The 26,124-nt window shown below is 49.1% G+C and carries 24 protein-coding genes; 12 read left to right on the forward strand and 12 right to left on the reverse strand.

Annotated elements, in window-relative coordinates; all coding sequences use genetic code 11:
• The first annotated feature begins 36 nt into the window (after positions 1-36).
• The 3 genes from murA (at position 37) to RRV97_RS09245 (ending at position 3,694) form a co-directional block, all read left to right on the forward strand.
• Positions 37-1,290, forward strand: a complete 1,254-nt coding sequence (murA, locus tag RRV97_RS09235) for a UDP-N-acetylglucosamine 1-carboxyvinyltransferase (RefSeq protein ID WP_070814733.1) — start codon at positions 37-39, stop codon at positions 1,288-1,290.
• Between the two features lie 127 nt (positions 1,291-1,417).
• Positions 1,418-3,472, forward strand: a complete 2,055-nt coding sequence (metG, locus tag RRV97_RS09240; RefSeq protein WP_315611352.1) for a methionine--tRNA ligase — start codon at positions 1,418-1,420, stop codon at positions 3,470-3,472.
• Between the two features lie 27 nt (positions 3,473-3,499).
• A complete protein-coding gene (locus tag RRV97_RS09245; RefSeq protein WP_315611353.1) occupies positions 3,500-3,694 on the forward strand; it encodes a virulence regulator in 195 nt (64 codons plus the stop codon).
• A gap of 108 nt (positions 3,695-3,802) precedes the next feature.
• Here RRV97_RS09245 and rsgA read toward each other — a convergent pair whose 3' ends face one another.
• On the reverse strand, positions 3,803-4,669 hold the full coding sequence (gene rsgA, locus RRV97_RS09250) for a ribosome small subunit-dependent GTPase A (protein ID WP_315611354.1): 867 nt from the start codon (positions 4,667-4,669) through the stop codon (positions 3,803-3,805).
• Between the two features lie 151 nt (positions 4,670-4,820).
• On the opposite strand from rsgA, the gene RRV97_RS09255 reads away from it, so the two are divergent.
• The 5 genes from RRV97_RS09255 (at position 4,821) to RRV97_RS09275 (ending at position 9,666) form a co-directional block, all read left to right on the forward strand.
• Complete coding sequence (locus RRV97_RS09255) at positions 4,821-5,438, forward strand: tellurite resistance TerB family protein (protein WP_315611355.1); 618 nt, start codon at positions 4,821-4,823, stop codon at positions 5,436-5,438.
• Between the two features lie 99 nt (positions 5,439-5,537).
• Entirely contained in the window at positions 5,538-6,458 is a 921-nt protein-coding gene (locus RRV97_RS09260) for a patatin-like phospholipase family protein (protein ID WP_049333053.1), read from the forward strand.
• Between the two features lie 108 nt (positions 6,459-6,566).
• Entirely contained in the window at positions 6,567-8,423 is a 1,857-nt protein-coding gene (locus RRV97_RS09265; protein ID WP_315611356.1) for a ribonuclease catalytic domain-containing protein, read from the forward strand.
• Positions 8,424-8,558: 135 nt separating this feature from the next.
• The gene (locus RRV97_RS09270) at positions 8,559-8,786 is read left to right on the forward strand and encodes an exodeoxyribonuclease VII small subunit (protein WP_003681131.1); all 228 of its coding nucleotides are present in this window, start codon (positions 8,559-8,561) and stop codon (positions 8,784-8,786) included.
• A complete protein-coding gene (locus RRV97_RS09275) occupies positions 8,770-9,666 on the forward strand; it encodes a farnesyl diphosphate synthase (RefSeq protein WP_315611357.1) in 897 nt (298 codons plus the stop codon). Before RRV97_RS09270 ends, RRV97_RS09275 begins: the two co-directional genes overlap by 17 nt.
• A gap of 158 nt (positions 9,667-9,824) precedes the next feature.
• Here RRV97_RS09275 and ftsY read toward each other — a convergent pair whose 3' ends face one another.
• The gene (ftsY, locus tag RRV97_RS09280) at positions 9,825-11,357 is read right to left on the reverse strand and encodes a signal recognition particle-docking protein FtsY (protein WP_315611358.1); all 1,533 of its coding nucleotides are present in this window, start codon (positions 11,355-11,357) and stop codon (positions 9,825-9,827) included.
• Positions 11,358-11,502: 145 nt separating this feature from the next.
• On the opposite strand from ftsY, the gene msrAB reads away from it, so the two are divergent.
• Positions 11,503-13,071 carry a bifunctional peptide-methionine (S)-S-oxide reductase MsrA/peptide-methionine (R)-S-oxide reductase MsrB gene (msrAB, locus tag RRV97_RS09285; protein WP_315611359.1) on the forward strand — a complete coding sequence of 523 codons (1,569 nt, stop codon included), beginning with the start codon at positions 11,503-11,505 and terminating at the stop codon, positions 13,069-13,071.
• Between the two features lie 622 nt (positions 13,072-13,693).
• Here the strand turns inward: msrAB and purB are convergent.
• The gene (gene purB, locus RRV97_RS09290) at positions 13,694-15,064 is read right to left on the reverse strand and encodes an adenylosuccinate lyase (RefSeq protein WP_070837262.1); all 1,371 of its coding nucleotides are present in this window, start codon (positions 15,062-15,064) and stop codon (positions 13,694-13,696) included.
• A 210-nt stretch (positions 15,065-15,274) separates the two neighbouring features.
• Between purB and RRV97_RS09295 the strand changes: the two genes are divergently transcribed.
• The gene (locus tag RRV97_RS09295; protein ID WP_049323011.1) at positions 15,275-15,715 is read left to right on the forward strand and encodes a surface-adhesin E family protein; all 441 of its coding nucleotides are present in this window, start codon (positions 15,275-15,277) and stop codon (positions 15,713-15,715) included.
• A gap of 407 nt (positions 15,716-16,122) precedes the next feature.
• Here the strand turns inward: RRV97_RS09295 and RRV97_RS09300 are convergent, their stop codons facing one another.
• From RRV97_RS09300 to purD, 3 genes are all read right to left on the reverse strand, one after another.
• Positions 16,123-17,130 carry an IS5 family transposase gene (locus RRV97_RS09300; RefSeq protein WP_315611360.1) on the reverse strand — a complete coding sequence of 336 codons (1,008 nt, stop codon included), beginning with the start codon at positions 17,128-17,130 and terminating at the stop codon, positions 16,123-16,125.
• A 187-nt stretch (positions 17,131-17,317) separates the two neighbouring features.
• On the reverse strand, positions 17,318-17,887 hold the full coding sequence (locus RRV97_RS09305; protein ID WP_315612258.1) for an L-threonylcarbamoyladenylate synthase: 570 nt from the start codon (positions 17,885-17,887) through the stop codon (positions 17,318-17,320).
• A gap of 71 nt (positions 17,888-17,958) precedes the next feature.
• The gene (gene purD / locus RRV97_RS09310) at positions 17,959-19,230 is read right to left on the reverse strand and encodes a phosphoribosylamine--glycine ligase (protein ID WP_315611361.1); all 1,272 of its coding nucleotides are present in this window, start codon (positions 19,228-19,230) and stop codon (positions 17,959-17,961) included.
• A gap of 140 nt (positions 19,231-19,370) precedes the next feature.
• Here purD and RRV97_RS09315 point away from each other — a divergent pair, with 140 nt between their 5' ends.
• Positions 19,371-19,682, forward strand: coding sequence for a DUF4298 domain-containing protein (locus RRV97_RS09315; RefSeq protein ID WP_293187334.1), 312 nt, complete (start codon positions 19,371-19,373; stop codon positions 19,680-19,682).
• 54 nt (positions 19,683-19,736) lie between these two features.
• On the opposite strand, the gene RRV97_RS09320 is transcribed toward RRV97_RS09315, so the two are convergent.
• From RRV97_RS09320 to RRV97_RS09340, 5 genes are all read right to left on the reverse strand, one after another.
• Complete coding sequence (locus tag RRV97_RS09320) at positions 19,737-20,348, reverse strand: YigZ family protein (RefSeq protein WP_315611362.1); 612 nt, start codon at positions 20,346-20,348, stop codon at positions 19,737-19,739.
• A 61-nt stretch (positions 20,349-20,409) separates the two neighbouring features.
• On the reverse strand, positions 20,410-21,342 hold the full coding sequence (locus RRV97_RS09325; RefSeq protein WP_315611363.1) for an electron transfer flavoprotein subunit alpha/FixB family protein: 933 nt from the start codon (positions 21,340-21,342) through the stop codon (positions 20,410-20,412).
• Positions 21,343-21,352: 10 nt separating this feature from the next.
• On the reverse strand, positions 21,353-22,102 hold the full coding sequence (locus tag RRV97_RS09330; RefSeq protein WP_003686610.1) for an electron transfer flavoprotein subunit beta/FixA family protein: 750 nt from the start codon (positions 22,100-22,102) through the stop codon (positions 21,353-21,355).
• A 184-nt stretch (positions 22,103-22,286) separates the two neighbouring features.
• The gene (waaC, locus tag RRV97_RS09335) at positions 22,287-23,255 is read right to left on the reverse strand and encodes a lipopolysaccharide heptosyltransferase I (RefSeq protein WP_315611364.1); all 969 of its coding nucleotides are present in this window, start codon (positions 23,253-23,255) and stop codon (positions 22,287-22,289) included.
• A 46-nt stretch (positions 23,256-23,301) separates the two neighbouring features.
• A complete protein-coding gene (locus tag RRV97_RS09340; RefSeq protein WP_315611365.1) occupies positions 23,302-23,937 on the reverse strand; it encodes a nicotinamidase in 636 nt (211 codons plus the stop codon).
• Positions 23,938-24,107: 170 nt separating this feature from the next.
• Between RRV97_RS09340 and tsaA the strand changes: the two genes are divergently transcribed.
• The gene (gene tsaA / locus RRV97_RS09345; RefSeq protein WP_315611366.1) at positions 24,108-24,782 is read left to right on the forward strand and encodes a tRNA (N6-threonylcarbamoyladenosine(37)-N6)-methyltransferase TrmO; all 675 of its coding nucleotides are present in this window, start codon (positions 24,108-24,110) and stop codon (positions 24,780-24,782) included.
• A gap of 95 nt (positions 24,783-24,877) precedes the next feature.
• On the opposite strand, the gene gap is transcribed toward tsaA, so the two are convergent.
• Positions 24,878-25,882: a type I glyceraldehyde-3-phosphate dehydrogenase gene (gap, locus tag RRV97_RS09350; protein ID WP_070591971.1), complete on the reverse strand. Its 1,005-nt coding sequence runs from the start codon at positions 25,880-25,882 to the stop codon at positions 24,878-24,880.
• Positions 25,883-26,124 lie beyond the last annotated feature (242 nt).

A 26,124-nucleotide genomic window follows, 5' to 3' on the forward strand; every position in this document is an offset into this window, starting at 1 on the left:
GCATAAGTCGTGCAGACAAATAACGAAAGACATCCTGTGGACAAACTCAAAATCTCTGCCAACGGCCCCCTCAACGGCGAAATCACCGTATCCGGCGCGAAAAACGCCGCCCTGCCGCTGATGTGTGCCGGCCTGCTGACTTCCGGCACTTTACGCCTGAAAAACGTACCCATGCTCGCCGACGTCAAAACTACCCAAAAACTGCTGCAAGGCATGGGCGCACGCGTTTTGACCGACAACATTTCCGAATTTGAAATCAACGGCGGCACGGTCAACAACACCTGCGCACCTTACGAACTGGTGAAAACCATGCGCGCATCCATCTTGGTTTTAGGCCCGACCCTCGCCCGTTTCGGCGAAGCCCAAGTCAGCCTGCCCGGCGGCTGCGCCATCGGTTCGCGCCCGGTTGACCAACACCTCAAAGGCCTCGAAACCATGGGTGCGGAAATCACCATCGAACACGGTTACGTCAAAGCCAAAGGCCGTCTGAAAGGCACACGCGTCACCATGGACGTCGTAACCGTAGGCGGTACCGAAAACCTGCTGATGGCGGCCACACTCGCCGAAGGCACCACCATCCTCGAAAACTGCGCCATCGAGCCCGAAGTCGTCGATTTGGCCGAATGCCTCGTCAAAATGGGCGCAAAAATCAGCGGCATCGGTACAGCAACCATGACCATCGAAGGCGTAAAAGAGCTGCACGGCTGCGAACACAGCGTCGTTCCCGACCGTATCGAAGCCGGTACCTTCCTCTGCGCCGTCGCCATGACCGGCGGCAAAGTCGTCCTGCGCAATGCCGCCCCCAAAACCATGGAAGTCGTGCTAAACAAACTGACCGAAGCAGGCGCCATCATCGAAGCAGGCGACAACTGGATTTCCATCGACATGCAACAACGCCCCAAAGCCGTGGACATCCGCACCGTCGTCCACCCAGGCTTCCCAACCGACATGCAGGCGCAGTTTATGGCCATGAACGCCATTGCCGAAGGCAGCAGCCGCGTGGTGGAAACCATTTTTGAAAACCGCTTCATGCATGTTCCCGAACTCAACCGTATGGGCGCAGACATCACCACCGAAGGCAACACCGCCTACATCAAAGGCGTGGAAAAACTCTCCGGCGCCGTTGTGATGGCAACCGACCTGCGCGCCTCCGCCAGCCTCGTCATGGCCGGTTTGGTCGCAGATGGCGAAACCATCGTCGAACGCATCTACCACCTCGACCGCGGCTATGAATACATCGAGAAAAAACTCGGCGGCGTAGGCGCAAAAATCGAACGTGTACGCGGTTGATTCCATACGCAGCCGATAAATAAAAGGCCGTCTGAAACACCGGCAATCGGGTTTCAGACGGCCTTTGCGTATTGTTTTGCGGTATAATTCCCGACATCTTTATCCATTGTTTTTAAAAGCACAAACCATGACACGCAAAATCCTTGTCACTTCCGCGCTGCCGTATGCCAACGGCAGCATCCACCTCGGCCACATGGTCGAACACATTCAAACCGACGTTTGGGTACGCTTCCAAAAACTGCGCGGCCACGAATGCTACTACTGCTGCGCCGACGACACCCACGGCACGCCCGTGATGCTGGCCGCGCAAAAACAAGGCATCGCGCCTGAAGACATGATTGCCAAAGTGCGCGAAGAGCACCTCGCCGACTTTACCGGTTTCGGCATCGGCTACGATAATTATTACAGTACCCATTCCCCTGAAAACAAACAGTTTTCCCAAGATATTTACCGCGCATTGAAAGCCAACGGTAAGATTGAGAGCCGCGTCATCGAGCAGCTTTTCGACCCTGAAAAACAAATGTTCCTGCCCGACCGCTTCGTCAAAGGCGAATGCCCCAAATGCCACGCCCAAGACCAATACGGCGACAACTGCGAAGTTTGCGGCACGACCTATTCCCCGACCGAACTGATTAATCCATATTCCGCCGTTTCCGGTGCCAAACCCGAATTGCGCGAATCCGAACACTTCTTCTTCAAACTGGGCGAATGCGCCGACTTCCTCAAAGCATGGACTTCCGGCAACAACCCGCACGACGGCAAGCCCCATCTGCAAGCCGAAGCCCTCAACAAAATGAAAGAATGGCTGGGCGAAGGCGAAGAAACCACGCTTTCCGACTGGGACATCTCCCGCGACGCGCCGTATTTCGGTTTCGAAATCCCCGACGCACCGGGCAAATATTTCTACGTTTGGCTGGATGCGCCCGTCGGCTACATGGCCTCGTTTAAAAACCTGTGCGACCGCATCGGCATCGATTTCGACGAATACTTCAAAGCCGACAGCCAAACCGAGATGTACCACTTCATCGGCAAAGACATCCTCTATTTCCACGCCCTGTTCTGGCCTGCCATGCTGCATTTCTCCGGCCACCGCACCCCGACCGGCGTGTACGCACACGGCTTCCTGACCGTGGACGGACAAAAAATGTCCAAATCGCGCGGCACCTTCATTACCGCCAAATCCTATCTGGAACAAGGCCTGAACCCCGAGTGGATGCGCTACTACATCGCCGCCAAACTCAACAGCAAAATCGAAGACATCGATTTGAACCTGCAAGACTTTATCAGCCGCGTCAACAGCGACCTCGTCGGCAAATACGTCAACATCGCCGCCCGCGCATCAGGTTTCATCGCCAAACGTTTTGAAGGTCGTCTGAAAGACGTTGCCGACAGCGAATTGCTGGCAAAACTGACTGCGCAAAGCGAAGCCATTGCCGAATGCTACGAAAGCCGCGAATACGCCAAAGCCCTGCGCGACATCATGGCCTTGGCAGACATTGTCAACGAATACGTTGATGCCAACAAACCGTGGGAACTGGCGAAACAAGAAGGCCAAGACGCACGCCTGCATGAAGTATGCAGCGAGCTCATCAACGCCTTTACCATGCTGACCGCCTACCTCGCCCCCGTATTGCCGAAAGTGGCCGAAAACGCCGCCAAATTCCTGAATTTGGAAGCCATCACTTGGGCAAATACACGCGAAACCTTGGGCGAACACGCCATCAACAAGTACGAACATCTCATGCAACGAGTGGAGCAAAAACAAGTGGACGATTTGATCGAAGCCAACAAACAAAGCATCGCCGCCGCCGCGCCTGCCGCCGAAGAAAGTAAATACGAAAAAGTTGCCGAACAGGCAAGCTTCGACGACTTTATGAAAATCGACATGCGCGTCGCCAAAGTATTGAACTGCGAAGCCGTCGAAGGCAGCACCAAACTCTTAAAATTCGACCTCGATTTCGGTTTTGAAAAACGCATCATCTTCTCCGGCATCGCCGCGTCTTACCCAAATCCTGCCGAATTGAATGGCCGCATGGTCATCGCCGTCGCCAACTTCGCCCCGCGCAAAATGGCAAAATTCGGCGTATCCGAAGGCATGATCCTCTCCGCCGCCACGGCAGAGGGCAAACTGAAGCTCCTCGACGTTGACGCAGGCGCGCAGCCCGGGGATAAAGTGGGCTAAGGCTTAGCCAAACCATAAGGAGAAACCATGTTAAACCTTTCCGCTCCGGTACTTAAAGAAATTGAGTTGCTTAATGATGCAGGCTTATCGGTTGGCGCTATTGTGACAGTATTGCGTCTGAAGTTTCCGGTAGAGCTCCATGATCGGGAGGGCAAACAAATTGAAGAAGCCGTTCTTCTCATGATCAATCCGCCACGAAAAGCACCGTCTCTTTCCCGCTAAGGTACCGATACTGGTTGAAAGGTAAATTTGGTTATACTTCAACAAAAGGCCGTCTGAAAGTTTCAGACGGCCTTTTTATTTATCCAAACGCTTATTTCCACTCAAACTTTATCTCAACAATTCATCGGTAACGCGTTGCAGAAACTCAATACGCTCGGGTTTGGCTTCGCCTGATTCGGCAGCGGCTTTGACGGCGCAGCCGGGTTCAGCGCGGTGGGTGCAGTTGTGGAAACGGCACTGGCCGATAAGGTGGCGCAGGTCGGGGAAGTATTGTAATAAATCGGCAGCTTGGAGATGGTGCAGGCCGAATTCTTGCAGGCCGGGGGAATCGATGAGTCGGGTTTCTGCGTCTAAATCGTACAGTTGGGCGTGGGTGGTAGTGTGTTTGCCGGAATCGAGCGCGGTGGAAATGTCGCCGGTTCGGGCGGCTTGGTTGCCGAGTAGGGAGTTGGTCAGGGTGGACTTGCCCATGCCGCTTTGTCCGAGCAGGATGTTGGTTTGCCCTTCTAAAATGGGACGCAGGATGTCGGCGTTTTCCAATGCGTTGGTTTCGACCACGGGGTAGCCGAGGGTTTCGTAGAATTTGAGTTTCTCGCGCCATTGGGCGGTTTCGGGGAGGTCGGCTTTGTTGAGGACGATGACGGCGTTAATGCCGGCCGCTTCGGCTGCGAGGAGGGCGCGTTGCAACAGGGCTTCGCTGGGTGAGGGGCTGGCGGCGGTTACGATGAGCAGTTGGGTAACATTGGCGGCAATCAGTTTGGTTTTCCACGCGTCTTGGCGGTAGAGCAGGCTTTCGCGCGGGAGGTAGTCTTCAATCACGACTTGTTCGCCGTTGATGGGGCTGATGCGGACTTGGTCGCCGCAGGCGAAATCGACGCGTTTTTTGCGGGTGGTAGCGTCATATGTTTGGCCGTCAGGGGTGCGGACAATATAGCGGCGGCCATAGCTGGTAATGATTTGGGCGGTATCGGTCATGATGGGGTTTATTGTTTGGAATGGTGTGATTGTACCGAAAGTCGGCTATGGCCGTCTGAAAACTTGTTTGCACCTTTTAACTTTCTTTGGCTTGGTTTTTGGGTGTTTCTACTCTATATTTGCAATGTGTTGGTTTTCAGGAGATTTTTTTATGGATTTCAGTCAGTTGCTCAATCAGGTTTTGGGTGCGGCTCAAAAAGGCGGCAAAGCGGTGGCGGAAAGCCCGCTCAATTCTTTCGGCGGCGGCGCGCTGACGGGTGCTTTGGCATCGATGCTGTTGAAAAAGAAAAACGCAAAGAAGCTGGTCAAGGCCGGCTCGGTTGCCGCTTTGGGTTTTCTGGCTTATAAAGGCTATCAAAACTGGAAACAAAACCGCCAGCAGGACGAATTGCCGCAAAGTGCGTTCCAACCTGCCGGCCTGATTGGTGAAAACCACAGCCGTGTGATTTTGCAAACAATGATTGCGGCGGCGGCTTCGGACGGCCTGATTGACGATGCGGAACGCGCGGCCATTGAGCGTGAAAGTGGCAGCGATGCGGAAACGGCGGCATGGCTGCAGGCGGAATATGCACAACCGGCCTCTATCGAGCAAATTGCCGCTTCTGTCGGCAATGACGAGGCTTTGGCAGCCGAAACTTATCTGGCGGCCCGATTGGTCTGCGCAGACTTGTCGCGCAAGGAAATCGTGTTCCTGAGCCGTTTGTCCCAAGCTTTGAATTTGGACGACCAGCTGGTCGAAAGTTTGGAAAAACAGCTCGAATTGGCTTAAGCCGGATTTAAAAGGCCGTCTGAATCCTAATTTCAGACGGCCTTTCGACTTAATTTCAGAGTAAAATAACCCTTTCGACATATTAAAGGCTGTCTGAACATGAATAAACTTTTTTCCACATTCAAAACGTTTTTAGCCGCTTCGTCCGTCTTGGTATTGGCTGCCTGTCCGAGCGGCAACGCGCCGCAATCCAAACCTTCTACGCAGGGTCAAAATACGGTTTCTCATACTGCACCCAAACCGAAAGCCACGGTTGCGCTGGCTTTGGGCGGCGGCGCATCCAAAGGTTTTGCCCATATCGGGATTATTAAGGTTTTGAAAGAAAACAATATTCCGATCAAAATCGTTACCGGCACATCCGCAGGCTCGATTGTCGGCAGTATGTACGCTTCGGGAATGTCGCCCGACCGCCTCGAATTGGAAGCGGAAATTTTGGGTAAAACCGATTTGGTGGATTTGACCTTGTCCACCAGCGGCTTTATCAAAGGCGAAAAACTGCAAAACTACATCAACCGCAAAGTCGGCAACCGCCCGATGCAGCAGTTCCCCATCAAATTTGCCGCGGTTGCGACCGATTTTGAAAGCGGCAAACCGGTGGTGTTCAACGTAGGCAATGCCGGACAGGCCGTCCGCGCTTCTGCTTCGATTCCGAACGTGTTCCAACCTGTCGTTATCGGCAGCCGCAAATATGTGGATGGCGGCCTGTCTCAGCCCGTACCGGTCAGCGCGGCGAAAAAACTGGGGGCAAACTTCATCATTGCCGTCGATATTTCCGCCCGTCCGGCCAAAAACGTCAGCCAAGGCATGTTCTCCTATCTTGACCAAACCTTCAACGTAATGAGTCAAACCGCCTTACACCAAGAATTGGGCCAAGCCAATGTGGTCATCAAACCGCAGGTTTTGGAGCTGGGTTCGGTTGGCGGTTTCGACCAAAAACAACGCGCCATCCAATTGGGCGAACAGGCCGCACGCGCCGCCCTGCCTGAAATCAAACGCAAACTGGCGGCATATCAGTATTAATCATCCGCCGTTTGAACAGGCCGTCTGAAAGTATGTTTTTCAGACGGCCTTTCTTGTGCAAATCTGCTAAAATCACGCGTTTCCTACAAATCATAAAATCCTAAAAAAATGAATATCTTTTACGAAGAGTCCGGCCAATTCAAAGTTGCCTCCATCGTCCAAAAAAACGACGCCACCTACCAAGTCGATACCCAACACGGCAAACGCACCAAAGTGAAGGCAAACAATGTCTTTGCCGAGTTTGACGGCGATATGGCGGCGTTTTTGGAGAACGCGCAGGCGCAGGTGGCGGACATCGACACCGATTTATTGTGGGAAGTATGCGGCGAAGAGGAGTTTACCGCCGAAGCGATTGCCGAAGAATATTACGGCCATGCACCGACCAAAACCGAGCTGGCGGCAACTTTGATTGCGCTTTACGCCGCGCCGATGTATTTCTACAAAAAAGCCAAAGGTGTGTTCAAAGCCGCGCCTGAAGAAACTTTGAAACAAGCGCTTGCCGCCATCGAACGCAAAAAACAGCAAGACGCGCAAATCGACGCTTGGGCGGAAGCCTTGAAACGCGGCGAGATGCCGTCTGAAATCGCGGCGGATTTGAAAACCATCCTGCACGCGCCCGACAAGCAGTCGCTGACCTACAAAGCCTTTACCAAAGCTGCCGACGCGCTGAAAACCTCCGCCTACGAATTGGCAAAAAAAACGGGCGGCATTACATCCATTCCGCAATACCTGCAAGACGGATTTGAAATCAAATACTTCCCCAAAGGAACAGGTTTCCCCGATCTTCCGCTTCCTGAAATGCCCGATCTGCCCAAAGCCGATGTTACCGCCTTTTCCATTGACGACGAATCGACCACCGAAGTCGATGATGCTTTGAGCCTGACCGACTTGGGCAACGGCATGAAACGCGTCGGCATCCACATCGCCGCGCCGTCGCTTGCCGTTAAACCGGGCGACAAAATGGAAAAAAACATCATGGAACGCTTGAGCACGGTTTATTTCCCCGGCGGCAAAATCACCATGCTGCCCGAAAACTGGATTGCCGCGTTCAGCCTTGATGCAGGCGCGTACCGCCCTGCCGTCAGCATTTATTTCGATGTGGACAGCGAGTTCAACATCGGCGCACCAACCTGCAAAATTGAAGCCGTCAACATCGCCGAAAACCTGCGCATTCAAGCCATCGAGCCGCATTTCAACGCCGAAACCGGCTTGGACGAAGCCGGCGAAATGATGTTTGCCCACCATCAAGACCTGATTTGGTTCTATCAATTCGCCATCGCCCTGCAAAAAGCGCGCGGCAAATACGAACCCGACCGCGCGCCGCAATACGATTACAGCATCGAATTGGATGAGGAAGGCAACGTATCCGTCGTCCGCCGCGAACGCGGTTCGCCCATCGATACGCTGGTCAGCGAGATGATGATTCTTGCCAACAGCACTTGGGCGCAAATGCTGGACGAAAACGAGCTGCCCGGCCTTTTCCGCGTCCAACCGGCAGGCAAAGTGCGCATGAGTACCAAATCCGAGCCGCACATCGGCATGGGCGTGCAGCATTACGGCTGGTTTACCTCACCGCTACGCCGCGCCGCCGACTACATCAACCAAAAGCAACTGATCAGCCTGATTGACGACACTGCCGAGCCGCTGTATCAAAACAGCGATGCCGAGCTTTTCGCCGCGCTGCGCGACTTCGATGCCGCCTATACAGCCTACGCCGACTTCCAACGCCAAATGGAAGCCTACTGGAGCCTCGTCTACCTGCAACAGCAAGGTACGAGCGAGCTGACGGCCACCATCCTCAAAGAAGACCTCGTCCGCATTGAGGGGCTGCCGCTGGTAACGCGCGCGACCGGTATTCCGTTTGACGCGCTGCCCAAATCGCAGGCATTGTTCAAAATCACTGAATTGGATGCCGAGAAGCAGTTTATCGCGCTCAACTATCAAAAAGCCGTTTTACCGGGCTGATAACGTTATTCCGTTTGAAAAAAGGCCGTCTGAACGCAGAAACAGAAATCTTTGATTTCGTTTTCATCCCTGTTCAGACGGCCTTCATCATCTAAAAATGCTACAATTCCCCTTTTCTGCCCATCATTTCAAACCATGAAAAAAAACGCCCCCCAATCCTTTGAAGAAGCCTTATCCCGCCTCGAAACCCTGACCCAGGCCATGCAAAGCAGCGAAATGCCACTGGAAGACGCCCTGGCCGCCTATCAGGAAGGCAACGAATTGGTCAGATACTGCCAAACCAAATTGGCGGAAGTCGAGCAGAAACTGCAAGTCTTGGATGCCGGCGAACTGAAGGAGTTAAACCTTGAACCCGGCGAATGAACTTAAAACATGGCAGCAAAAAGCCCAAGCGCAAACCGAATTGCTGCTGGCGCATTTCTTGCCGTCTGAAAGCCAAGTGCCGCACACGCTGCACGAAGCCATGCGTTACGTTACCCTCGGCGGCGGCAAACGGCTGCGCCCGCTCTTGGTGCTTGCCGCGTCCGAATTGGGCGAAGCAAACCAAAATGCCGTCGAGCAGGCGATGGCGGCTATTGAAATGGTGCACGTCTATTCGCTGGTTCACGACGATATGCCGGCGATGGACAACGACAGCCTGCGCCGCGGCAAACCGACCTGCCATGTGCAATACGATGAAGCCACCGCCCTTTTGGTCGGCGATGCGCTGCAAACCCAAGCCTTTGATGTATTGAGCCGTCCGACAGGCCTGCCTGCCGAACGCCAGCTTGCCATGTTGTCCACACTGGCCCAGGCATCCGGCAGCCTCGGCATGGCGGGCGGACAAGCCATCGACCTGGCCAATGTCGGCAAAGCCATGAATCAGGCCGAACTGGAACAGATGCACAGCCTCAAGACCGGCGCACTCATCCGCGCGGCCGTGGCCTTAGGCGCACTTTCCTGCCCGGACTTAACACCGGCGCAAATCCAAACCTTAGACTACTACGCCGCCAAATTGGGCCTGGCTTTCCAAGTGATCGACGATGTATTGGACTGCGAAGCCGATACCGCCACCTTGGGCAAAACCGCCGGCAAAGACTCGGACAACGACAAACCGACCTACGTCAAACTGATGGGCCTGCACGCCGCGCGTACTTACGCAGAAACGCTGATTGCAGAAGCCGTTGCCCTAATCGAGCCATTCGGCGGCAAAGCCCTGCGCCTGCGCCAACTGGCAGAGTTTGTTACTGCACGGAAAAACTGAACCTGCGAATAAAATAAAGGCCGTCTGAAACCTAATTTTAGGTTTCAGACGGCCTTTTTAACAGCCTGTTTGGCTGGTATCAACCAAATACGGAGTCTTTCAAAATACGGCTCAGAAATCCCCCGCAAACTGCGTTCACAAAGCCTCAGCCTATCTGTTTAATCCAATAGGGCATCCACAAACGCTTTGGCATTAAACGGACGTAAATCGTCGATGCCTTCGCCTACGCCGATATAGCGGACAGGAACTGGGCGGTCAGAGGCAAGGGCGGCAAGGATACCGCCTTTGGCCGTACCGTCTAGCTTGGTGACGATCAGGCCGGTCAAACCCAATGCTTCGTCAAAGGCTTTCACTTGGTTGACGGCGTTTTGACCGATGTTGGCATCAAGCACGACGATGATTTCATGTGGCGCATCAGGCATGGCTTTTTGCAACACGCGTTTCACTTTTTTGATTTCTTCCATCAAATGAAGCTGCGTCGGCAGACGGCCGGCTGTATCGGCAAGCACAATGTCTATGCCACGTGCTTTGGCGGCTTGGACAGCATCGAAACAAACGGCTGCGGAATCGCCTGTGGTTTGCGAAATCACGGTTACATTGTTGCGCTCGCCCCAAGCTTGAAGCTGCTCACGCGCGGCGGCACGGAAAGTATCGCCTGCCGCCAACAGCACAGATTTGCCCTGCGCTTGGAAGTATTTGGCCAATTTGCCGATAGATGTGGTTTTGCCTGCGCCGTTGATACCGGCAAGCATAATCACGAAAGGCTCCTTGGTTTCCGGCAAGACCAAAGGTTTTTCCAGAGGCTTAATCAAGTCGTACAGCGCATCTTTCAGCGCGCCGCGCAATTCGTTGCCGTCTTTGAGGCCTTTAAGGCTGACACGGTCGCGCACGTCTTTCATCAAGTATTCGGTGGCTTCCATGCCCATATCGCTGGTAATCAGCACGGTTTCCAGCTCTTCGTACAAATCCTCGTCGATTTGTCCGCCGCCGAACACGCCGGCCAGCGATTTCGCCATTTTGTCACGCGATTTGGTCAAGCCTTGTTTCAAACGCGCAGCCCAACTGAGCTTGGGTTCTTCCACCGGAGCAGGGGCTTCAACCGGTTTTTCCGCAACGGTTTCTTGAACTTGCTCGACAGCTTCGCTAAATGCTTCAACAGCTTCTTCTTTGACTGCTTCGGCCTGTCCTGCTGCTTCTTCAGCAGCCTCAGCTACTTCAGACGGCATCTCGGCAACGGTTTCTTGAACCTGTTCAACAGCTTCGCTGACGGTTTTAATAGCCGTTTCTTTTGCCGCCTCAGCCTGTTCTGCTGCTTCCTCAACAGCCTCAGCCGCTTCAGACGGCATCTCGGCAACGGTTTCTTGAACCTGTTCAACAGCCTCGCTGACGGTTTCAACGGCCGTTTCTTTTGCCGCTTCAACGTGTTCTTCCACTTTTTCGACTGTTTCAGACGGCGTTTCGGTCAAAGTTTCCCGCACCTGCTCGACGGTTTCGCTGACAGTTTCAACAGCCGATTCGACAACTGATTCAATATGCCCTTTGACGCTTTCCGCTAAAGATTCGGCATCTTCTTTAATATTTTCAACTACTTGAGCAACTTCAGATTCTACTTTTGCTGCGGTTTCCTGAACTTGAGCCTCCTCAGGAGCCGGAGTTTCCTGTTTTTTCTTGCGACGGAAGAAGCTGAACATTAAATTTTCCTTTTAATTTTAGAAACTTGAAATAGGGAGTATTGTAGCGTATTTTACGTGGCAAGGTCGTCTGAAAATCAAGGTTGTCAGGTTTTGGCATTTCCAACGTCTAACGAGACAAACCATCCATACAGGAAACATAGAGATGAAACCCCGTACCTTCTTTTCCCTTTGTGCCAAGTTCGGCTGCCTGCTTGCGCTGGGTGCCTGCTCATCCAAAATGATGGATACCGAAGCCGCAACTGTACCGCAGGCATTGTCCTCGTTGAAAACTCCTGACAACCGCCCTGCCAGTGTTTATCTGAAAAAAGACAAACCAACCCTGATTAAATTTTGGGCAAGTTGGTGTCCTTTGTGTTTGTCCGAACTGGGACAAACCGAAAAATGGGCGCAAGATACAAAATTCAGTTCTGCCAACCTGATTACCGTTGCCTCGCCCGGTTTTCTACACGAGAAAAAAGACGGCGACTTCCAAAAATGGTATGCCGGTCTGAACTATCCCAAGCTGCCCGTCGTGACCGACAACGGCGGCACCATCGCCCAAAGCCTGAATATCAGTGTTTACCCTTCTTGGGCGTTAATCGGTAAAGACGGCGACGTGCAGCGCATCGTCAAAGGCAGCATCAACGAAGCGCAGGCATTGGCGTTAATCCGCGACCCGAATGCCGATTTAGGCCGTCTGAAAAATTCGTTCTACAAACCCGACACACAGAAAAAGGATTCAAAAATCATGAATACGCGCACCATCTACCTCGCCGGCGGCTGCTTCTGGGGCTTGGAAGCCTATTTCCAACGCATAGACGGCGTGGTTGACGCAGTATCCGGCTATGCCAACGGCAAAACGAAAAACCCAAGCTACGAAGATGTGTCCTACCGCAACACGGGCCATGCCGAGACCGTCAAAGTCACCTACGATGCCGACAAACTCAGCCTAGACGACATCCTGCAATACTATTTCCGCGTCGTTGACCCGACCAGCCTCAACAAACAAGGCAACGACACCGGCACGCAATACCGCAGCGGCGTGTACTACACCGATCCCGCCGAAAAAGCCGTCATCGCCGCCGCGCTCAAACGCGAGCAGCAAAAATACCAACAGCCCCTCGTCGTCGAAAACGAGCCGCTGCAAAACTTCTACGACGCCGAGGAATACCATCAGGACTACCTGATTAAAAACCCCAACGGCTATTGCCACATCGATATCCGTAAAGCCGACGAACCGCTGCCGGGCAAAACCAAAGCCGCCCCGCAAGGCAAAGGCTTCGACGCGGCGACGTATAAAAAACCCAGCGATGCCGAACTCAAACGCATCCTGACCGAAGAACAATACCAAGTAACCCAAAAAAGCGCGACCGAATATGCCTTCAGCCACGAATACGACCATCTGTTCAAACCCGGCATTTATGTAGACGTCGTCAGCGGCGAACCCCTGTTTTCTTCCGCCGACAAATTCGATTCCGGCTGCGGCTGGCCGAGCTTCACCCGCCCGATTAACGCCGCCGCCGTTACCGAACACGACGATTTCAGCTACAACATGCGCCGCACCGAAGTGCGTAGCCACGCCGCTGATTCGCACTTGGGACATGTCTTTCCCGATGGCCCGCAAGACAAAGGCGGCCTGCGCTATTGCATCAACGGCGCAAGTTTGAAATTTATTCCTTTGGAAGAAATGGACGCTGCTGGCTACGGCGCATTGAAAGACAAAGTGAAATAACGGATTGAATCGAAAAAGGCCGTCTGAAAAAGATTTCAGACGGCCTTAAATTTATAATTTATTTAGTCATGTCATAAAATGATGCAATAGAAAATATTAAATACATTACTGATATCAAAATATATTTAATTTTTTTATCTCTAATTTCTTTCCATAAATGCAAGCATATAGGAAGCATCGTAAACACTAGAACCGCAATATTAAAACATAAAAGAAAGAGATATCCTTTAGAACTTTCTTTCCAAAAGGGTATAAAAAAACTTGTACATATCGAGAATCCGATTAGAAAAGAGACAATGCTATTTAAAACATCAATAATCCTTGCCTCTATTTGAATAGAAACAAGATACGAAAAATTACATAATTGTAGAAACCTAAGAAAATGAAGATATGCCAATAATACATATATTGGAGTCAAACCCATGAAAGTATCAAATATATTTTTAAAAGGAATTTTTCCATGAAAATGTAATATACTGACTAACAAGCCGATTGGTAACCATACAATCAAATTTTCCTTACTTGGAAAGTATTTAAACATTTAAAACTTCCTTCATTATTTTCATAATATATATTTAATTCAAAAAAAGCCATTTGAAGATTCAAATGGCTTTTTTATAAATCAAATTCGTTTTGCCAACTCTTCGGCTTTGCCCACATACAACGCAGGGGTCAGCTCAAGCAATTTGGCTTTGGCTTCTGCCGGAATTTCCAACGACTCGATAAAGAATTTCAATACTTCAGGCGTAATGCCGTCTTTACCGCGTGTCAGGTCTTTCAGCTTCTCGTAAGGATTGGCTACGCCGTAACGACGCATTACGGTTTGAATCGGCTCGGCCAACAGCTCCCAAGTAGCGTCCAAATCGGCAGCAAGGGCGGCAGGATTCGGCTCAAGCTTGTTCAGACCGCGTAGATGGGCGGCAAAACCCAATACGGTATAGCCCACGCCTACGCCCATATTGCGCAATACGGTGCTGTCGGTCAGGTCGCGCTGCCAACGGGAAATCGGCAGTTTTTCAGACAAAAAGCCCAATACGGCATTGGCCATACCAAGGTTGCCTTCAGAGTTTTCAAAGTCGATCGGGTTGACTTTGTGCGGCATGGTGGAAGAACCGACTTCGCCTGCTTTGACTTTTTGTTTGAAGTAACCCAAAGAAATATAGCCCCAAACGTCGCGGTTGAAGTCGATCAGAATCGTGTTGACACGGCTGATGGCTTGGAAGAATTCCGCCATATAGTCGTGCGGCTCGATTTGAATGGTGTAGGGGTTGAAGGTCAGGCCGAGGCTGATTTCGACAAAGTTGCGGCAATGGGTTTCCCAATCCACATCGGGATAGGCGACCATATGGGCATTGTAGTTGCCGACTGCGCCATTGATTTTGCCGAGGAACTCTTGCGCTTGCAGGTTTTTAAACTGGCGTTGCAGGCGGTACACGACATTGGCGATTTCTTTACCCAATGTGCTTGGTGTAGCAGGCTGGCCATGCGTGCGGCTCATCATAGGGACGGCAGCCAACTCATGCGCCATGCCGGTCAGTTTTTCGATGATTTCGGCCAGTTTCGGCAGCAAAACAGTCTCACGCGCTTCTTGCAACATTAAAGCGTGGGACAGGTTGTTGATGTCTTCGCTGGTGCAGGCAAAGTGGATGAATTCGCTGGCAGCAGCCACTTCAGGCACGCCGGAGAAGCGTTCTTTAAGCCAATATTCGATGGCTTTGACGTCGTGATTGGTGGTCGCCTCAATGGCTTTGACGGCGGCGGCATCTTCAAGCGAGAAGTTTTCGATCACTTTGTCGATTTCAGCAAGCGTAAAATCGCTGAAAGCAGGAACTTCTGCAATCTTAGGCTCGGCGGCAAGGGCTTTGAGCCAGTTTAATTCAACTTTGACACGTGCACGCATCAGGCCGTATTCGGAGAAAATCGGACGCAATGCTTCAACGGATTTGGCATAGCGGCCATCTAATGGGGAAAGTGCAGCGATAGGGTTAATCATGTCGGATCTTCCTATGGGATGAAAACCAAATTGTTTGCAATTATACATGATTTTACACTTCAAGGCCGTCTGAAAGACAGGTTTCAGACGGCCTTTTCAGCGTATTTCTCATAAAATTCTTTTCAGAGGTTCAACTTTGCAAAATCGATTTACGATATATGCCATCTTCACGGATAATATCGGCTGACTTTCTGTAAATAATGAGGTTTTATGAATATCAAACGTTTTTCCCTAGCTGCAACCGTATTTGCGGCTTTGATGTTGAGTGCCTGTGAAACAACCACCACATCGAGCGGCGGTGGCAGCTGGACCAACATCGGCACCATCTCTGAAGGCAATATCAAAGTGGCCATTGATAAAAGCAGCATTAAAAGAAATGGCGCACTGGTTACTTTCCGCGATAAAAAAACCGTTTCCAAACTGAAAGAGGAACGTTTCGTCAACACACCTGCCTATAAAACGGCCATCGGCAGCTGGGAAATTCATTGCTCAAACAAAACCTATCGCTTGGCAGCACTGCAACTGATGGACGAACACGGCCGGGTGATTTCCAACCAAAGCTATACACCGACCAGCATCCGCCCAATGAGCGTCATGAGCGGCACGATTACTGAAAAACAATACGAAACAGTGTGCGGACATAAGCTTTAATCCACACTTATTCACAAAGTTATCCACAGTTTAAATATTTAAAAGGCCGTCTGAATGCTTTGAATATCAAGTTTCAGACGGCCTTTTTATGTTTTTATGGAAATTTATCTTCAAATTTATCCACAAAATTTGTTTATTCAAAAATAATTTATTACAGCGATTCATTTACGCTCAAAATTTGCTTCATTCTTTGCCAGAGCATTTCACAAAATACTGCTTTCTACTCTATTTACTGACTTAATATCTGCTTAATCGATCTGAGACCTTTGCAAAATTCTTTTCCTTCCGACAGCCGAGATCCAAACAAAGATTTTCGGCTGTTTTTGTTTCAAATATCCACTGATTCTACCCAAATCCCCCCTTAATCCCCCTTGGATACCTGATTAATCAGGCATCCGGGCCGCCTTTTAGGCAGCAACAGGCACACTTAGCCTGTTGGCGGCTTTCAACAGGTTCAAACACATCGCCTTCAGATGGCTTTGCGCACTCACTTTGATCAGCCCGAAATAGGCTGCCCGCGCATAGCGGAATTTACGGTGCAGCGTACCGAAGCTTTGTTCGACCACATAACGGGTCTTCGACAAATATCGGTTACGTTTGGTTTGCGCTTCCGTCAGCGGACGGTTGCGGTGGGCTTTGCGCATAATGCCGTCCTGTAACCGATGCTCTTCCAGATGTTGCCGGTTTTCCTCACTGTCATAGCCTTTATCGGCATAGACGGTCGTACCTTTGGGCAGACCTTCCAACAAAGGCGACAGGTGTTTGCACTCATGGGCATTGGCTGGGGTAATGTGCAGTTTCTCGATATAGCCTTCCGCATCGGTACGGGTATGTTGTTTGTAACCGAGTTTGTAGAGGCCGTTTTTCTTTATCCAACGGGCATCGCTGTCTTTACTCGGTGTGGCTTGGCCGCTGACTTGTCCTTCCTCGTCGACTTCTATGGCCTGGCGCTGTTTGCTGCCGGCGGTCTGAATAATAGTGGCATCAACGACGGCGGCGGATGCTTTCTCTATTTTTAGGCCTTTTTCGGTCAGTTGGCGGTTGATCAGTTCCAGTAGTTCGGACAGGGTGTTGTCTTGCGCCAGCCAGTTGCGGTAGCGGCATAAGGTGCTGTAATCGGGGATGCTCAGTTCGTCAAAACGGCAAAACAGGTTGAAATCGATGCGGGTGATGAGGCTGTGTTCGAGTTCGGGATCGGAGAGGCTGTGCCATTGTCCGAGCAGGACGGCTTTGAACATGGACAACAGGGGATAGGCGGGACGGCCGCGGTGGTCTCGGAGGTAACGGATTTTTTGACGATTCAGGTATTGTTCGATCGGTTGCCAATCAATCACCTGATCCAACTTCAATAGCGGGAAGCAGTCGATGTGTTTGGCAATCATGGCTTGTGCGGTTTGCTGGAAGAAGGTGCTCATGGAAAATCCCCTAAATGTCTTGATGGGAATTTAGGGGGGAGTTTTGCAAAAGTCTCGATCTGTATTTACAGACTGCTATGTATCAAACTGGATCTGCATTAAATACTTTTCAAACAGGTATTCCAATCTTTTGGAAAAAATTTGCTTCTCCAAATGAATACCTTTCCTTTGATGATGCAGCCCTTCTTTAACGCAGCCTTGCCCCTGTTTCTCCATCAATAATCTGGCTGGGCGTTTTCTGCTTACCTATCAATCCGCCTACAACCCATACTTTCCTGCCAAACTGTCTTCTGACTTCCCTTTCCGTTTTGCACGCCCGTTTGCCTGCGCGATTGCATGAAGTAGAGACTAAAGGCATTTCCAAAACCTGACACAAACGCCTTGCACCTGCATGCGCTGGAACCCTGACAGCCAATTTACTGCGTCTTTTTCCCCGCAATGAGGGCAATACTTTTTTGCCGGCCGGCAATAAAAAAGTTTTCGGAGCCGGCCATGCTTCATGCAGCATGGTTTGGATATTTTCAGACGGCCTTTGCAGCAAAGGTTGCAACTGTTCCAAGCTATGGCCAATGACAATCATGCCTTTGTGTTGCGGTCGTTTTTTCAGATGAATCAGTTGATTGAGTGCTTTAGGCAAAGTAGGGACACAGCCCAAGCCATAGCAAGACTCGGTAGGATAGGCGACCAAACCGCCTTTTTTAAGATGCACCTGCAACCTGCGTTGGGCTGCAGCCGATAAAATTCTGGGGAACATCATCATATACCAAGGCCGTCTGAAACTGCGATTGTCAGACAATCTGTGTTCAGACGGCCTATTTCTATTCATTATTAACGGTTGATGGCTTTATCGGCAATGTCTTTACGGTATTGCATACCGTCAAAACGGATGGTTTCCAATGCCTCATAAGCTTTGCTTTTAGCTTGTGCAACATCATCGCCCAAACCGACGACACACAACACACGGCCGCCGTTGGTTACCACTTCGCCTTTTTCATTCGTTGCAGTACCGGCATGGAAAACTTTACCAATTTGATTGGCCTTATCCAAGCCAAAGATCACATCGCCTTTTTTCGGAGAGTCAGGATAGTTTTGTGCGGCCAACACCACGCCTACGGCAGTCTGCGGATTCCATTCGGCGGTAACACTATCCAGTTTGCCGTCGATTGCCGCTTCAACCAAATCCACCAAATCGCTGTTCAAACGGCTCATAATCGGCTGGGTTTCAGGGTCGCCGAAACGGCAGTTAAATTCGATGGTATAAGGCGCACCGGTTTTATCAATCATCAAGCCCGCGTATAAAAAGCCGGTAAACTCATGACCTTCTGCTTTCATACCGGCCACAGTCGGCAAAATAATTTCATTCATCGCACGCTCGTACACATCAGGCGTTACTACCGGAGCAGGGCTGTATGCACCCATACCGCCAGTATTAGGGCCTTTGTCGTCATCCAGCAGGCGTTTATGGTCTTGACTGGTTGCCATCGGCAAAACATGATTGCCGTCCACCATAACGATAAAGCTCGCTTCCTCGCCTTGCAGGAAATCTTCAATCACGACGCGCGCGCCTGCATTGCCCATTTTGTTGCCCAACAACATATCGTCGATAGCGGCATGGGCCTCATCCAAAGTCATGGCGACAATCACGCCCTTACCGGCAACCAAACCATCCGCTTTAATAACAATCGGCGCACCTTTTCGGTTGACGTAATCATGTGCCGCATCGGCATTTTCAAAGGTTTGGTATTGCGCGGTTGGAATGTTATATTTTGCCATAAACGCTTTAGCAAAATCCTTTGAGCTCTCCAGCTGGGCCGCGTATTGAGTCGGGCCAAAAATCTTCAATCCGGCAGCACGGAAGTCATTGACCACACCTGCAGCCAAAGGCGCTTCAGGGCCGACTACAGTAAAAGCAATATTTTCATTACGGCAAAAATCAATCAAATCTTGATGCGCCGTTAATGCGATATTCTGAAGTTTAGGTTCAATTGCCGTTCCGGCATTACCAGGTGCAACAAAGACAGTTTCTACTTTAGACGACTGCGCCAATTTCCAAGCCAGTGCGTGTTCACGTCCACCATTACCAATAACGAGCAATTTCATACCGTCTCCTTGAAGAATAGATGTTGTAAATAAAATTCAATCGATGGAATATTGTTCCATCTTGCATAGCTGTTTCAAATTAAGAATAATATTGCACCGAGACAACCATACTCTAATTTCAAACAACGAAAGGACAAATCATGCAAAAACGTATTGACGAAATTCAAAGCAAATACCGCGAATGGTGCGAATTACTGCCGCAACTGGAAGCAGATATCGCCCGCTGGAAACATGCTGCAAGCCTCATGCAAGACATGGATGACTTCTATACCAACGAATACCAAGCATACCATCAAGCCATTGAAGAAGGAGCAGATGTTGATTTGCGCACACAGGGCGAATACAGCATTATGAGCGAAGATGCCCTATGGAACGCACTGGGGGAATTTCATCAACTGGCTTGGGAACACCTACGCTCAAGCGTAAATGCTTTAGACAGATACCAAGGCTAAAACATCAAAGGCCGTCTGAAACTTTTGATTTCTCAAATATGTTCAGACGACCTTTTATTCAAACGGTTTCTCAGTATCTACTTCAATTTGGCGCGTATTTTTCCAAGCAGTAATACAAGCTTCATAATCGGCCAATGCTATTTTCACTGTCAACTTACAATCCAGCTGTAAATCCTGTTCCACAATATCGGCCTGATATTGTTTGGCAATCCGTATCGCCTCATTCAAAACCGGATATTCACACTTCAACCAAACCGTTTTTTCAACATTCTTTTCAACAACTTCAGCTATCGCCAGTACCTGAGCCGTTGATTCCTTATAGGCATGAATCAAACCGGGAACGCCTAATAGCGTACCGCCAAAATAACGCACAACCACAACCAACACATCCGTTACGCCGACAGAATCAATCTGCCCCAGAATAGGGCGGCCTGCGCTTCCAGACGGTTCTCCATCATCGTTTGCGCGAAACTGCATTCCATCTATACCCAATCGATAGGCGTAACACCAATGTCGTGCCTTGTGATGCTCTTCCTTTAATGGGTCGAGATACTTCTTCACATCAGCCAAAGTGCGAATCGGATAGGCGTATGCAATGAACCGGCTGCCTTTATCTTTAAATTCAGCCTGTGTCGGTGTGATAATGGTTTTATAGGTCGTAATCATGCCAAAATATTTTCAGACGGCCTTTGTTATAAAAGGCCGTCTGAACGTTTCACGTGAAACATCAGTTTTTCAGTGCTTCAGTCAGTTGAGGCACAACTTCAAACAAATCACCAACCAAGCCGTAGTCTGCCACATTAAAAATAGGCGCGTCAGCATCTTTGTTGATGGCAACAATTACTTTACTGTCTTGCATACCGGCAACGTGTTGGATAGCACCGGAAATACCGATAGCGAAGTACAGTTGCGGCGCAACTACTTTACCGGTTTGACCTACTTGGGCATCGTTTGGCGCATACTCGGCATCCACTGCCGCACGGGACGCACCAATAGCCGCACCCAAAACATCTGCCAAAGGAGTCAATACTTCATTGAATTTTTCAGCACTGCCCAACGCACGGCCACCGGAAACAATTACTTTAGCCTGAGTCAATTCAGGACGGTCAGATTGGGAAAGTTGACGGTTTACAAAACGGCTCAGGTTTTGAGCAGGCGTTGCTTCAACATTGACCACTTCTGCATTACCGCCTTGTCCAGCAGCATCAAATGCTGTCGCGCGGAAAGTCAGCACCAGTTTTTCAGAATTGGATTGAACAGTTTCAAACGCATTACCGGCATAAATCGGACGGACAAATGTCAAGTTATCCACAACTTCGGTTAAATCGGAAACTTGTGGCACATCCAATAGGGCTGCTACTCGGGGCAGAAGATTTTTGCCAAACGCAGTTGCAGTCGCAGCCACATAGCGGTAATCCGCAGCCAGTTTAACAACCAAAGGCGCCAATTCTTCTGCCAAACCTTCAGCGTAATAGGGCGCATCGGCTACCAAAACTTTCGCCACGCCTGCTACCTGTTTTGCCTCTTCAACCACCGCAGCAGCATTACTGCCGACGACCAATAAATCTACATTCCCTAATTTGGCGGCAGCCGTTACCGCATGCAAAGTAGCAGGATTCAAATGTTGGTTATTATGTTCCGCAATAATCAATACGCTCATTTCATACTCCTTAGATCACTTTGGCTTCGTTTTTCAGCTTTTCAACCAATTCGGCAACATCAGCCACTTTCACACCGGCTTGACGTGCTTTAGGTTCGGCAAATTTCACGGTATTTAAACGCGGAGAAATATCCACAGCCAAATCGGCAGGACTTAATTTTTCCAAAGGCTTTTTCTTTGCCGCCATGATATTAGGAAGTTTGACAAAGCGTGGTTCGTTCAAACGCAAATCCGCACTGATCACCGCAGGCAACTTCAACGCAACAGTTTCTTCGCCGCCGTCAATTTCACGGGTTACCAATGCTTCTTCGCCTTCAATTTGCACTTTTGATGCAAAAGTACCTTGAGCCGCATTCAACAACGCAGCCAGCATTTGGGCAACTTGGTTGGCGTCATCGTCAATTGCCTGTTTGCCCAGCAGTAAAATTTGCGGATTTTCTTTATCCGCAACAGCTTTCAGCAATTTTGCAACGGCCAAAGGCTCCAATTTCGCATCAGTCTCAACATGAACCGCACGGTCGGCACCCATCGCCAAAGCAGTACGCAACGTCTCTTCGCATTTTTTCTCACCAAGAGAAACAGCAACAATCTCGCTTACTTTTCCGGCTTCTTTCAAACGGACAGCTTCTTCTACCGCGATTTCATCAAACGGGTTCATCGACATTTTGACATTACCGATATCCACATCGGAACCATCGGCTTTCACACGAACTTTGACGTTGTAGTCCACTACGCGCTTTACTGCGACCAGTGCTTTCATTCAATTCTCCTAAAAAGAATGTCCATCAAATCAAGCATACTGCTTTTGATACATTCTTTATATAAAATCCAATTTAGTTTTCACCAACATGACAAAACCAAATTTATATAAATCTTGGCAAATAGAGCGGAATTATATCATTTCTAAAGCATTTACTCAGAAAATAAATCCAACTCCCCAGCAATTATTTACCGTATGCTGCAACACAATCCATTAAGGTTTGGTAAACCTCGTCAACATTGGGAATTTGAGCAATACCGCCTAAATTCTTTGCATAAGCCGAAACTTGAACGCCGGTCTTAGCCGGATCTGTATCTGTATAAATTCCAACGACAGGCTTTTCCAATGCATTGGCAAGATGCAGCAACCCGGTATCTACTCCAATAATACCTTCTGCGTTTTTCAATAAAAATGCGGCCTGTAATAAATTCATTTTGTCGCAGACGAAAACAAACGGTAAATCGCTTGCAATCTGTTCGGCACGCATTTTTTCGGTTTCATTTCCCCACGGCAGATATACGGTGCATCGTTGTTTTTCATTCAACTTCTTCAATAATGCACGCCAGTGTTCTACCGGCCATAATTTACTGTCGCGACTGGTTGCATGCAAAGCAACATAATAGGGAGATTGCACATTTTTCAGACGGCCTGATTCAGGAACCGACAAACCAAACACCTGCGTTTCAGGCATTGTATAACCAAAAACTTGGGCGAATAATTCACGGTTTCGCCAGACCGCATTTTTACCTTTCGGCACGGCAAACGTTTTGCTGTACGCAAGAGCAGCCAAACTTTCACGCGCGCTGTGTTTATCCAAACCGTAAATAGGGGATTTCGCCATTTTGGCAAAACATGCGCTTTTAATCAGTCCTTGACTATCTAAAACAAAATCAAAAGATTCAGCCTGTAAATCCGTTTTCAGACGGCCTATTTCACGCCACGTTTCAGCCTGAAAAAGGTGCTTGCGCCATTGCCGCCATTTCATTACATGAACTTTTTTGACAAAAGGATGTAAGCGGGCAATATCTGCAAATCCTGCCTCACACAGCCAATGGAGCTCTACCTCAGGACATTGTCGCGCCAAATCTTCAACTGCAGGCAACGTATGAATTAAATCGCCCATACTGGACAAGCGGACAAGTAAAATCTTCATATTTTGAAAGATGTTTCACGTGAAACAATAGAATTTAAAATATATTTTATTGATTATTAATGTATTTTTTTATTTCTTCGGCGTTTTCTAAAATAATAGCTCCAGCGGAACGCATTTCCTGCCATGCGGATTCAACCGTTTCCGGAGCAATACCGCGACAAGCCGCCTGATTGACGATAACTTTCCAAGCCCCGCCTTTAAGCAACTGTAAAACTGTTGTCTTCACACAATAATCCGTAGCCAAGCCACCGATAATAACTGTATCTACATTTTGACAGCGCAACCATTCGATCAAACCTGTACTGAGCTTTTCTTCAATATCGTGAAAACATGCGCCGTAAGGGTGTAATTCAGGATCAACGCCTTTCCAAACACAATAATCGTATTCTTTGGCTGAAGGCAGGCCATCCAACAATTCATAGCCATATGTTCCAACCATCGCATGTGACACCCAAGTCAAATCCGCATCGGGTAAACCCGTCGGTTTTAACATATCAACAGGATTATCCACAAGCCATTTTGCCGCGACATGATGCGCATCTTTCGTCATCACGCGTAAATCCGCCAATGCGGCTTGGGCATTGAGTTCATCCGCAATCAGATGACCTTCGGCAACAGGCAATTCTTTCGGACACAAAGGCGTAAACGTTTTTTGTGCATCTACATCGATAGAAACAATCATGGATTAATATAACCTATTGATTTTATTTTAAATAATTTAAATTTTACATTTATTGCCAATGTTCGGACATTTGGAATAAATGCTTTGTATTATAACAAATTACGACTGCAAAATGTGGGAAAACATCTGTGATATGATGACAATTTGCACAGTATATTTATCCACAAATTATGTCCTATTCGATTACGCCTATTGCAACCGTTCATTCCCCCTACAAGCAAAAATTCGGTATTGCCCGCCAACCCGGTTTGGTTCCTGCAGCAGAAATTTGCATTGAACTCACTCCTGAATTTACCGCAGACAGCGTTCGGGGCTTGGAAGATTTCGATTATGTATGGATAAGTTTTATTTTCCACGGCGTATTGGATGAAGGTTGGGCGCAAATGGTGCGTCCGCCACGGCTCGGAGGCAAACAAAAAATGGGCGTATTTGCCACGCGCAGCCCACACCGCCCCAATCATCTCGGTTTATCCCTGCTAAAACTCGAACGCATCGAAACAAGCAAACCTGTCCGCATTTATTGCAGCGGCGCAGACCTGTTGGACGGTACTCCAGTAGTGGATATCAAACCCTACATCCCGTTTGTCGAATCCAAACCTGACGCATCATCGGGCTTTGTCAGCGGCAAACCTGAAGAATTGAGCGTAGTCTGGGCAGAAAGTACGCTTGCGGAACATTTATCCACAGAAGAAAAACATCTTATTGAGCAAAGCATTGCCCAAGATCCCCGTCCTGCCTACCAAGATATTCCCGAACGGATTTATGTAATGAATATTGCGGATTATGAAGTGCAGTTTAGGATAGAAAACAAATGTGCCACAGTGATTAAACTATCCACAATCTGATTGTAGATTGAAATTTTCTACAAACGAAAGGCCGTCTGAAATGTTCAGACGGCCTTTGAGTTATCCACAGACTGATTGATTCAGCCTGTTATCCTTTAGATTTTGCTGGCAAAGAATTCCAAGGTACGAACCAATTGGCAAGTGTAAGACATTTCATTGTCGTACCAAGCAACGGTTTTCACCAATTGTTTGTCGCCTACGGTCATCACGCGGGTTTGAGTGGCATCGAAGAGTGAGCCGTATTCAATACCGATGACGTCGGAAGAAACGATTTGATCTTCAGTGTAGCCTAAAGCATCGTTGGCGGCAGCTTTCATGGCTGCATTGATTTCTTCTTTGGTAACAGGGCGTTCGAGAACAGAAACCAGTTCGGTCAAAGAACCGGTAGCTACGGGAACGCGTTGGGCAGAACCATCAAGTTTGCCGTTCAACTCAGGGATAACCAAGCCGATGGCTTTAGCGGCACCGGTGCTGTTCGGTACGATATTCAAGGCAGCGGCACGGGCGCGGCGGAAGTCGCCTTTGCGGTGTGGTGCGTCAAGGGTATTTTGGTCGCCGGTATAAGCGTGGATGGTGGTCATCAGGCCTTCAACAATACCGAATTCTTTTTGCAATACCGCAGCCATAGGAGCCAGACAGTTAGTCGTACAAGAAGCGGCGGAGATAACAGTTTCGCTACCATCCAAAATATCTTGGTTTACGCCGTATACAACGGTTTTCACATCATTGCCGCCTGGGGCAGAAATCACAACTTTGCGCGCACCGGCACGGATATGGGCTTCAGCTTTGGTTTTGCTGGTAAAGAAACCGGTACATTCGAGGACGACGTCCACACCCAGCTCGCCCCAAGGCAATTCTTCAGGATTAGGATTGGCAAATACTTTGATTTCTTTGCCGTTCACAACAATCGCATCATCTTTCAATTCGGCAGAGCCTTCAAAGCGGCCTTGAGTACTGTCGTATTTAAAGAGGTGCAGCAACATATCGGCAGGAGTCAAGTCGTTAACAGCAACGACTTCGATACCTTGGGCTTTTTCAATTTGACGCAATGCCAGACGACCGATACGGCCAAAACCATTAATCGCTACTTTAATACTCATTTTGCTACTCCTAATTAGATGGAATGGGAAAAATTTTTCAGTAAGGCCATTGTATCCTGAAACAAAATTACTTTCTAGGATTACAGATAATTACTTTTAAGTTGTTTGATTTAAATAAAGAAAACATGAAATTCTTGTTTGTAGGAAAATATCGAATTTGTCTAAATAATCCTGTTTTTTGGTATTTTATTTCATAAATTTCATTTTTTTATTTTAGTTTTTTTATAAGTTTATGATTTTCA

Source organism: Neisseria sp. DTU_2021_1001991_1_SI_NGA_ILE_055 (assembly GCF_032342915.1).
In the GTDB taxonomy this organism is placed as follows: Bacteria; Pseudomonadota; Gammaproteobacteria; order Burkholderiales; family Neisseriaceae; genus Neisseria.

What these genes read in the sequence shown, in the direction of transcription:
- msrAB (WP_315611359.1), top strand. Translation starts at nt 11,503, where the DNA reads ATGAAACCCCGTACCTTCTTTTCCCTTTGTGCCAAGTTCGGCTGCCTG.
- RRV97_RS09270 (WP_003681131.1), top strand. Translation starts at nt 8,559, where the DNA reads ATGAAAAAAAACGCCCCCCAATCCTTTGAAGAAGCCTTATCCCGCCTC.
- ftsY (WP_315611358.1), bottom strand. Translation starts at nt 11,357, where the DNA reads ATGTTCAGCTTCTTCCGTCGCAAGAAAAAACAGGAAACTCCGGCTCCT.
- RRV97_RS09255 (WP_315611355.1), top strand. Translation starts at nt 4,821, where the DNA reads ATGGATTTCAGTCAGTTGCTCAATCAGGTTTTGGGTGCGGCTCAAAAA.
- purB (WP_070837262.1), bottom strand. Translation starts at nt 15,064, where the DNA reads ATGATTAACCCTATCGCTGCACTTTCCCCATTAGATGGCCGCTATGCC.
- RRV97_RS09325 (WP_315611363.1), bottom strand. Translation starts at nt 21,342, where the DNA reads ATGAGCGTATTGATTATTGCGGAACATAATAACCAACATTTGAATCCT.
- RRV97_RS09300 (WP_315611360.1), bottom strand. Translation starts at nt 17,130, where the DNA reads ATGAGCACCTTCTTCCAGCAAACCGCACAAGCCATGATTGCCAAACAC.
- rsgA (WP_315611354.1), bottom strand. Translation starts at nt 4,669, where the DNA reads ATGACCGATACCGCCCAAATCATTACCAGCTATGGCCGCCGCTATATT.
- RRV97_RS09315 (WP_293187334.1), top strand. Translation starts at nt 19,371, where the DNA reads ATGCAAAAACGTATTGACGAAATTCAAAGCAAATACCGCGAATGGTGC.
- RRV97_RS09245 (WP_315611353.1), top strand. Translation starts at nt 3,500, where the DNA reads ATGTTAAACCTTTCCGCTCCGGTACTTAAAGAAATTGAGTTGCTTAAT.
- purD (WP_315611361.1), bottom strand. Translation starts at nt 19,230, where the DNA reads ATGAAATTGCTCGTTATTGGTAATGGTGGACGTGAACACGCACTGGCT.
- RRV97_RS09260 (WP_049333053.1), top strand. Translation starts at nt 5,538, where the DNA reads ATGAATAAACTTTTTTCCACATTCAAAACGTTTTTAGCCGCTTCGTCC.
- RRV97_RS09305 (WP_315612258.1), bottom strand. Translation starts at nt 17,887, where the DNA reads ATGATGTTCCCCAGAATTTTATCGGCTGCAGCCCAACGCAGGTTGCAG.
- RRV97_RS09330 (WP_003686610.1), bottom strand. Translation starts at nt 22,102, where the DNA reads ATGAAAGCACTGGTCGCAGTAAAGCGCGTAGTGGACTACAACGTCAAA.
- waaC (WP_315611364.1), bottom strand. Translation starts at nt 23,255, where the DNA reads ATGAAGATTTTACTTGTCCGCTTGTCCAGTATGGGCGATTTAATTCAT.
- gap (WP_070591971.1), bottom strand. Translation starts at nt 25,882, where the DNA reads ATGAGTATTAAAGTAGCGATTAATGGTTTTGGCCGTATCGGTCGTCTG.
- RRV97_RS09265 (WP_315611356.1), top strand. Translation starts at nt 6,567, where the DNA reads ATGAATATCTTTTACGAAGAGTCCGGCCAATTCAAAGTTGCCTCCATC.
- RRV97_RS09320 (WP_315611362.1), bottom strand. Translation starts at nt 20,348, where the DNA reads ATGATTACGACCTATAAAACCATTATCACACCGACACAGGCTGAATTT.
- metG (WP_315611352.1), top strand. Translation starts at nt 1,418, where the DNA reads ATGACACGCAAAATCCTTGTCACTTCCGCGCTGCCGTATGCCAACGGC.
- tsaA (WP_315611366.1), top strand. Translation starts at nt 24,108, where the DNA reads ATGTCCTATTCGATTACGCCTATTGCAACCGTTCATTCCCCCTACAAG.
- RRV97_RS09295 (WP_049323011.1), top strand. Translation starts at nt 15,275, where the DNA reads ATGAATATCAAACGTTTTTCCCTAGCTGCAACCGTATTTGCGGCTTTG.
- RRV97_RS09340 (WP_315611365.1), bottom strand. Translation starts at nt 23,937, where the DNA reads ATGATTGTTTCTATCGATGTAGATGCACAAAAAACGTTTACGCCTTTG.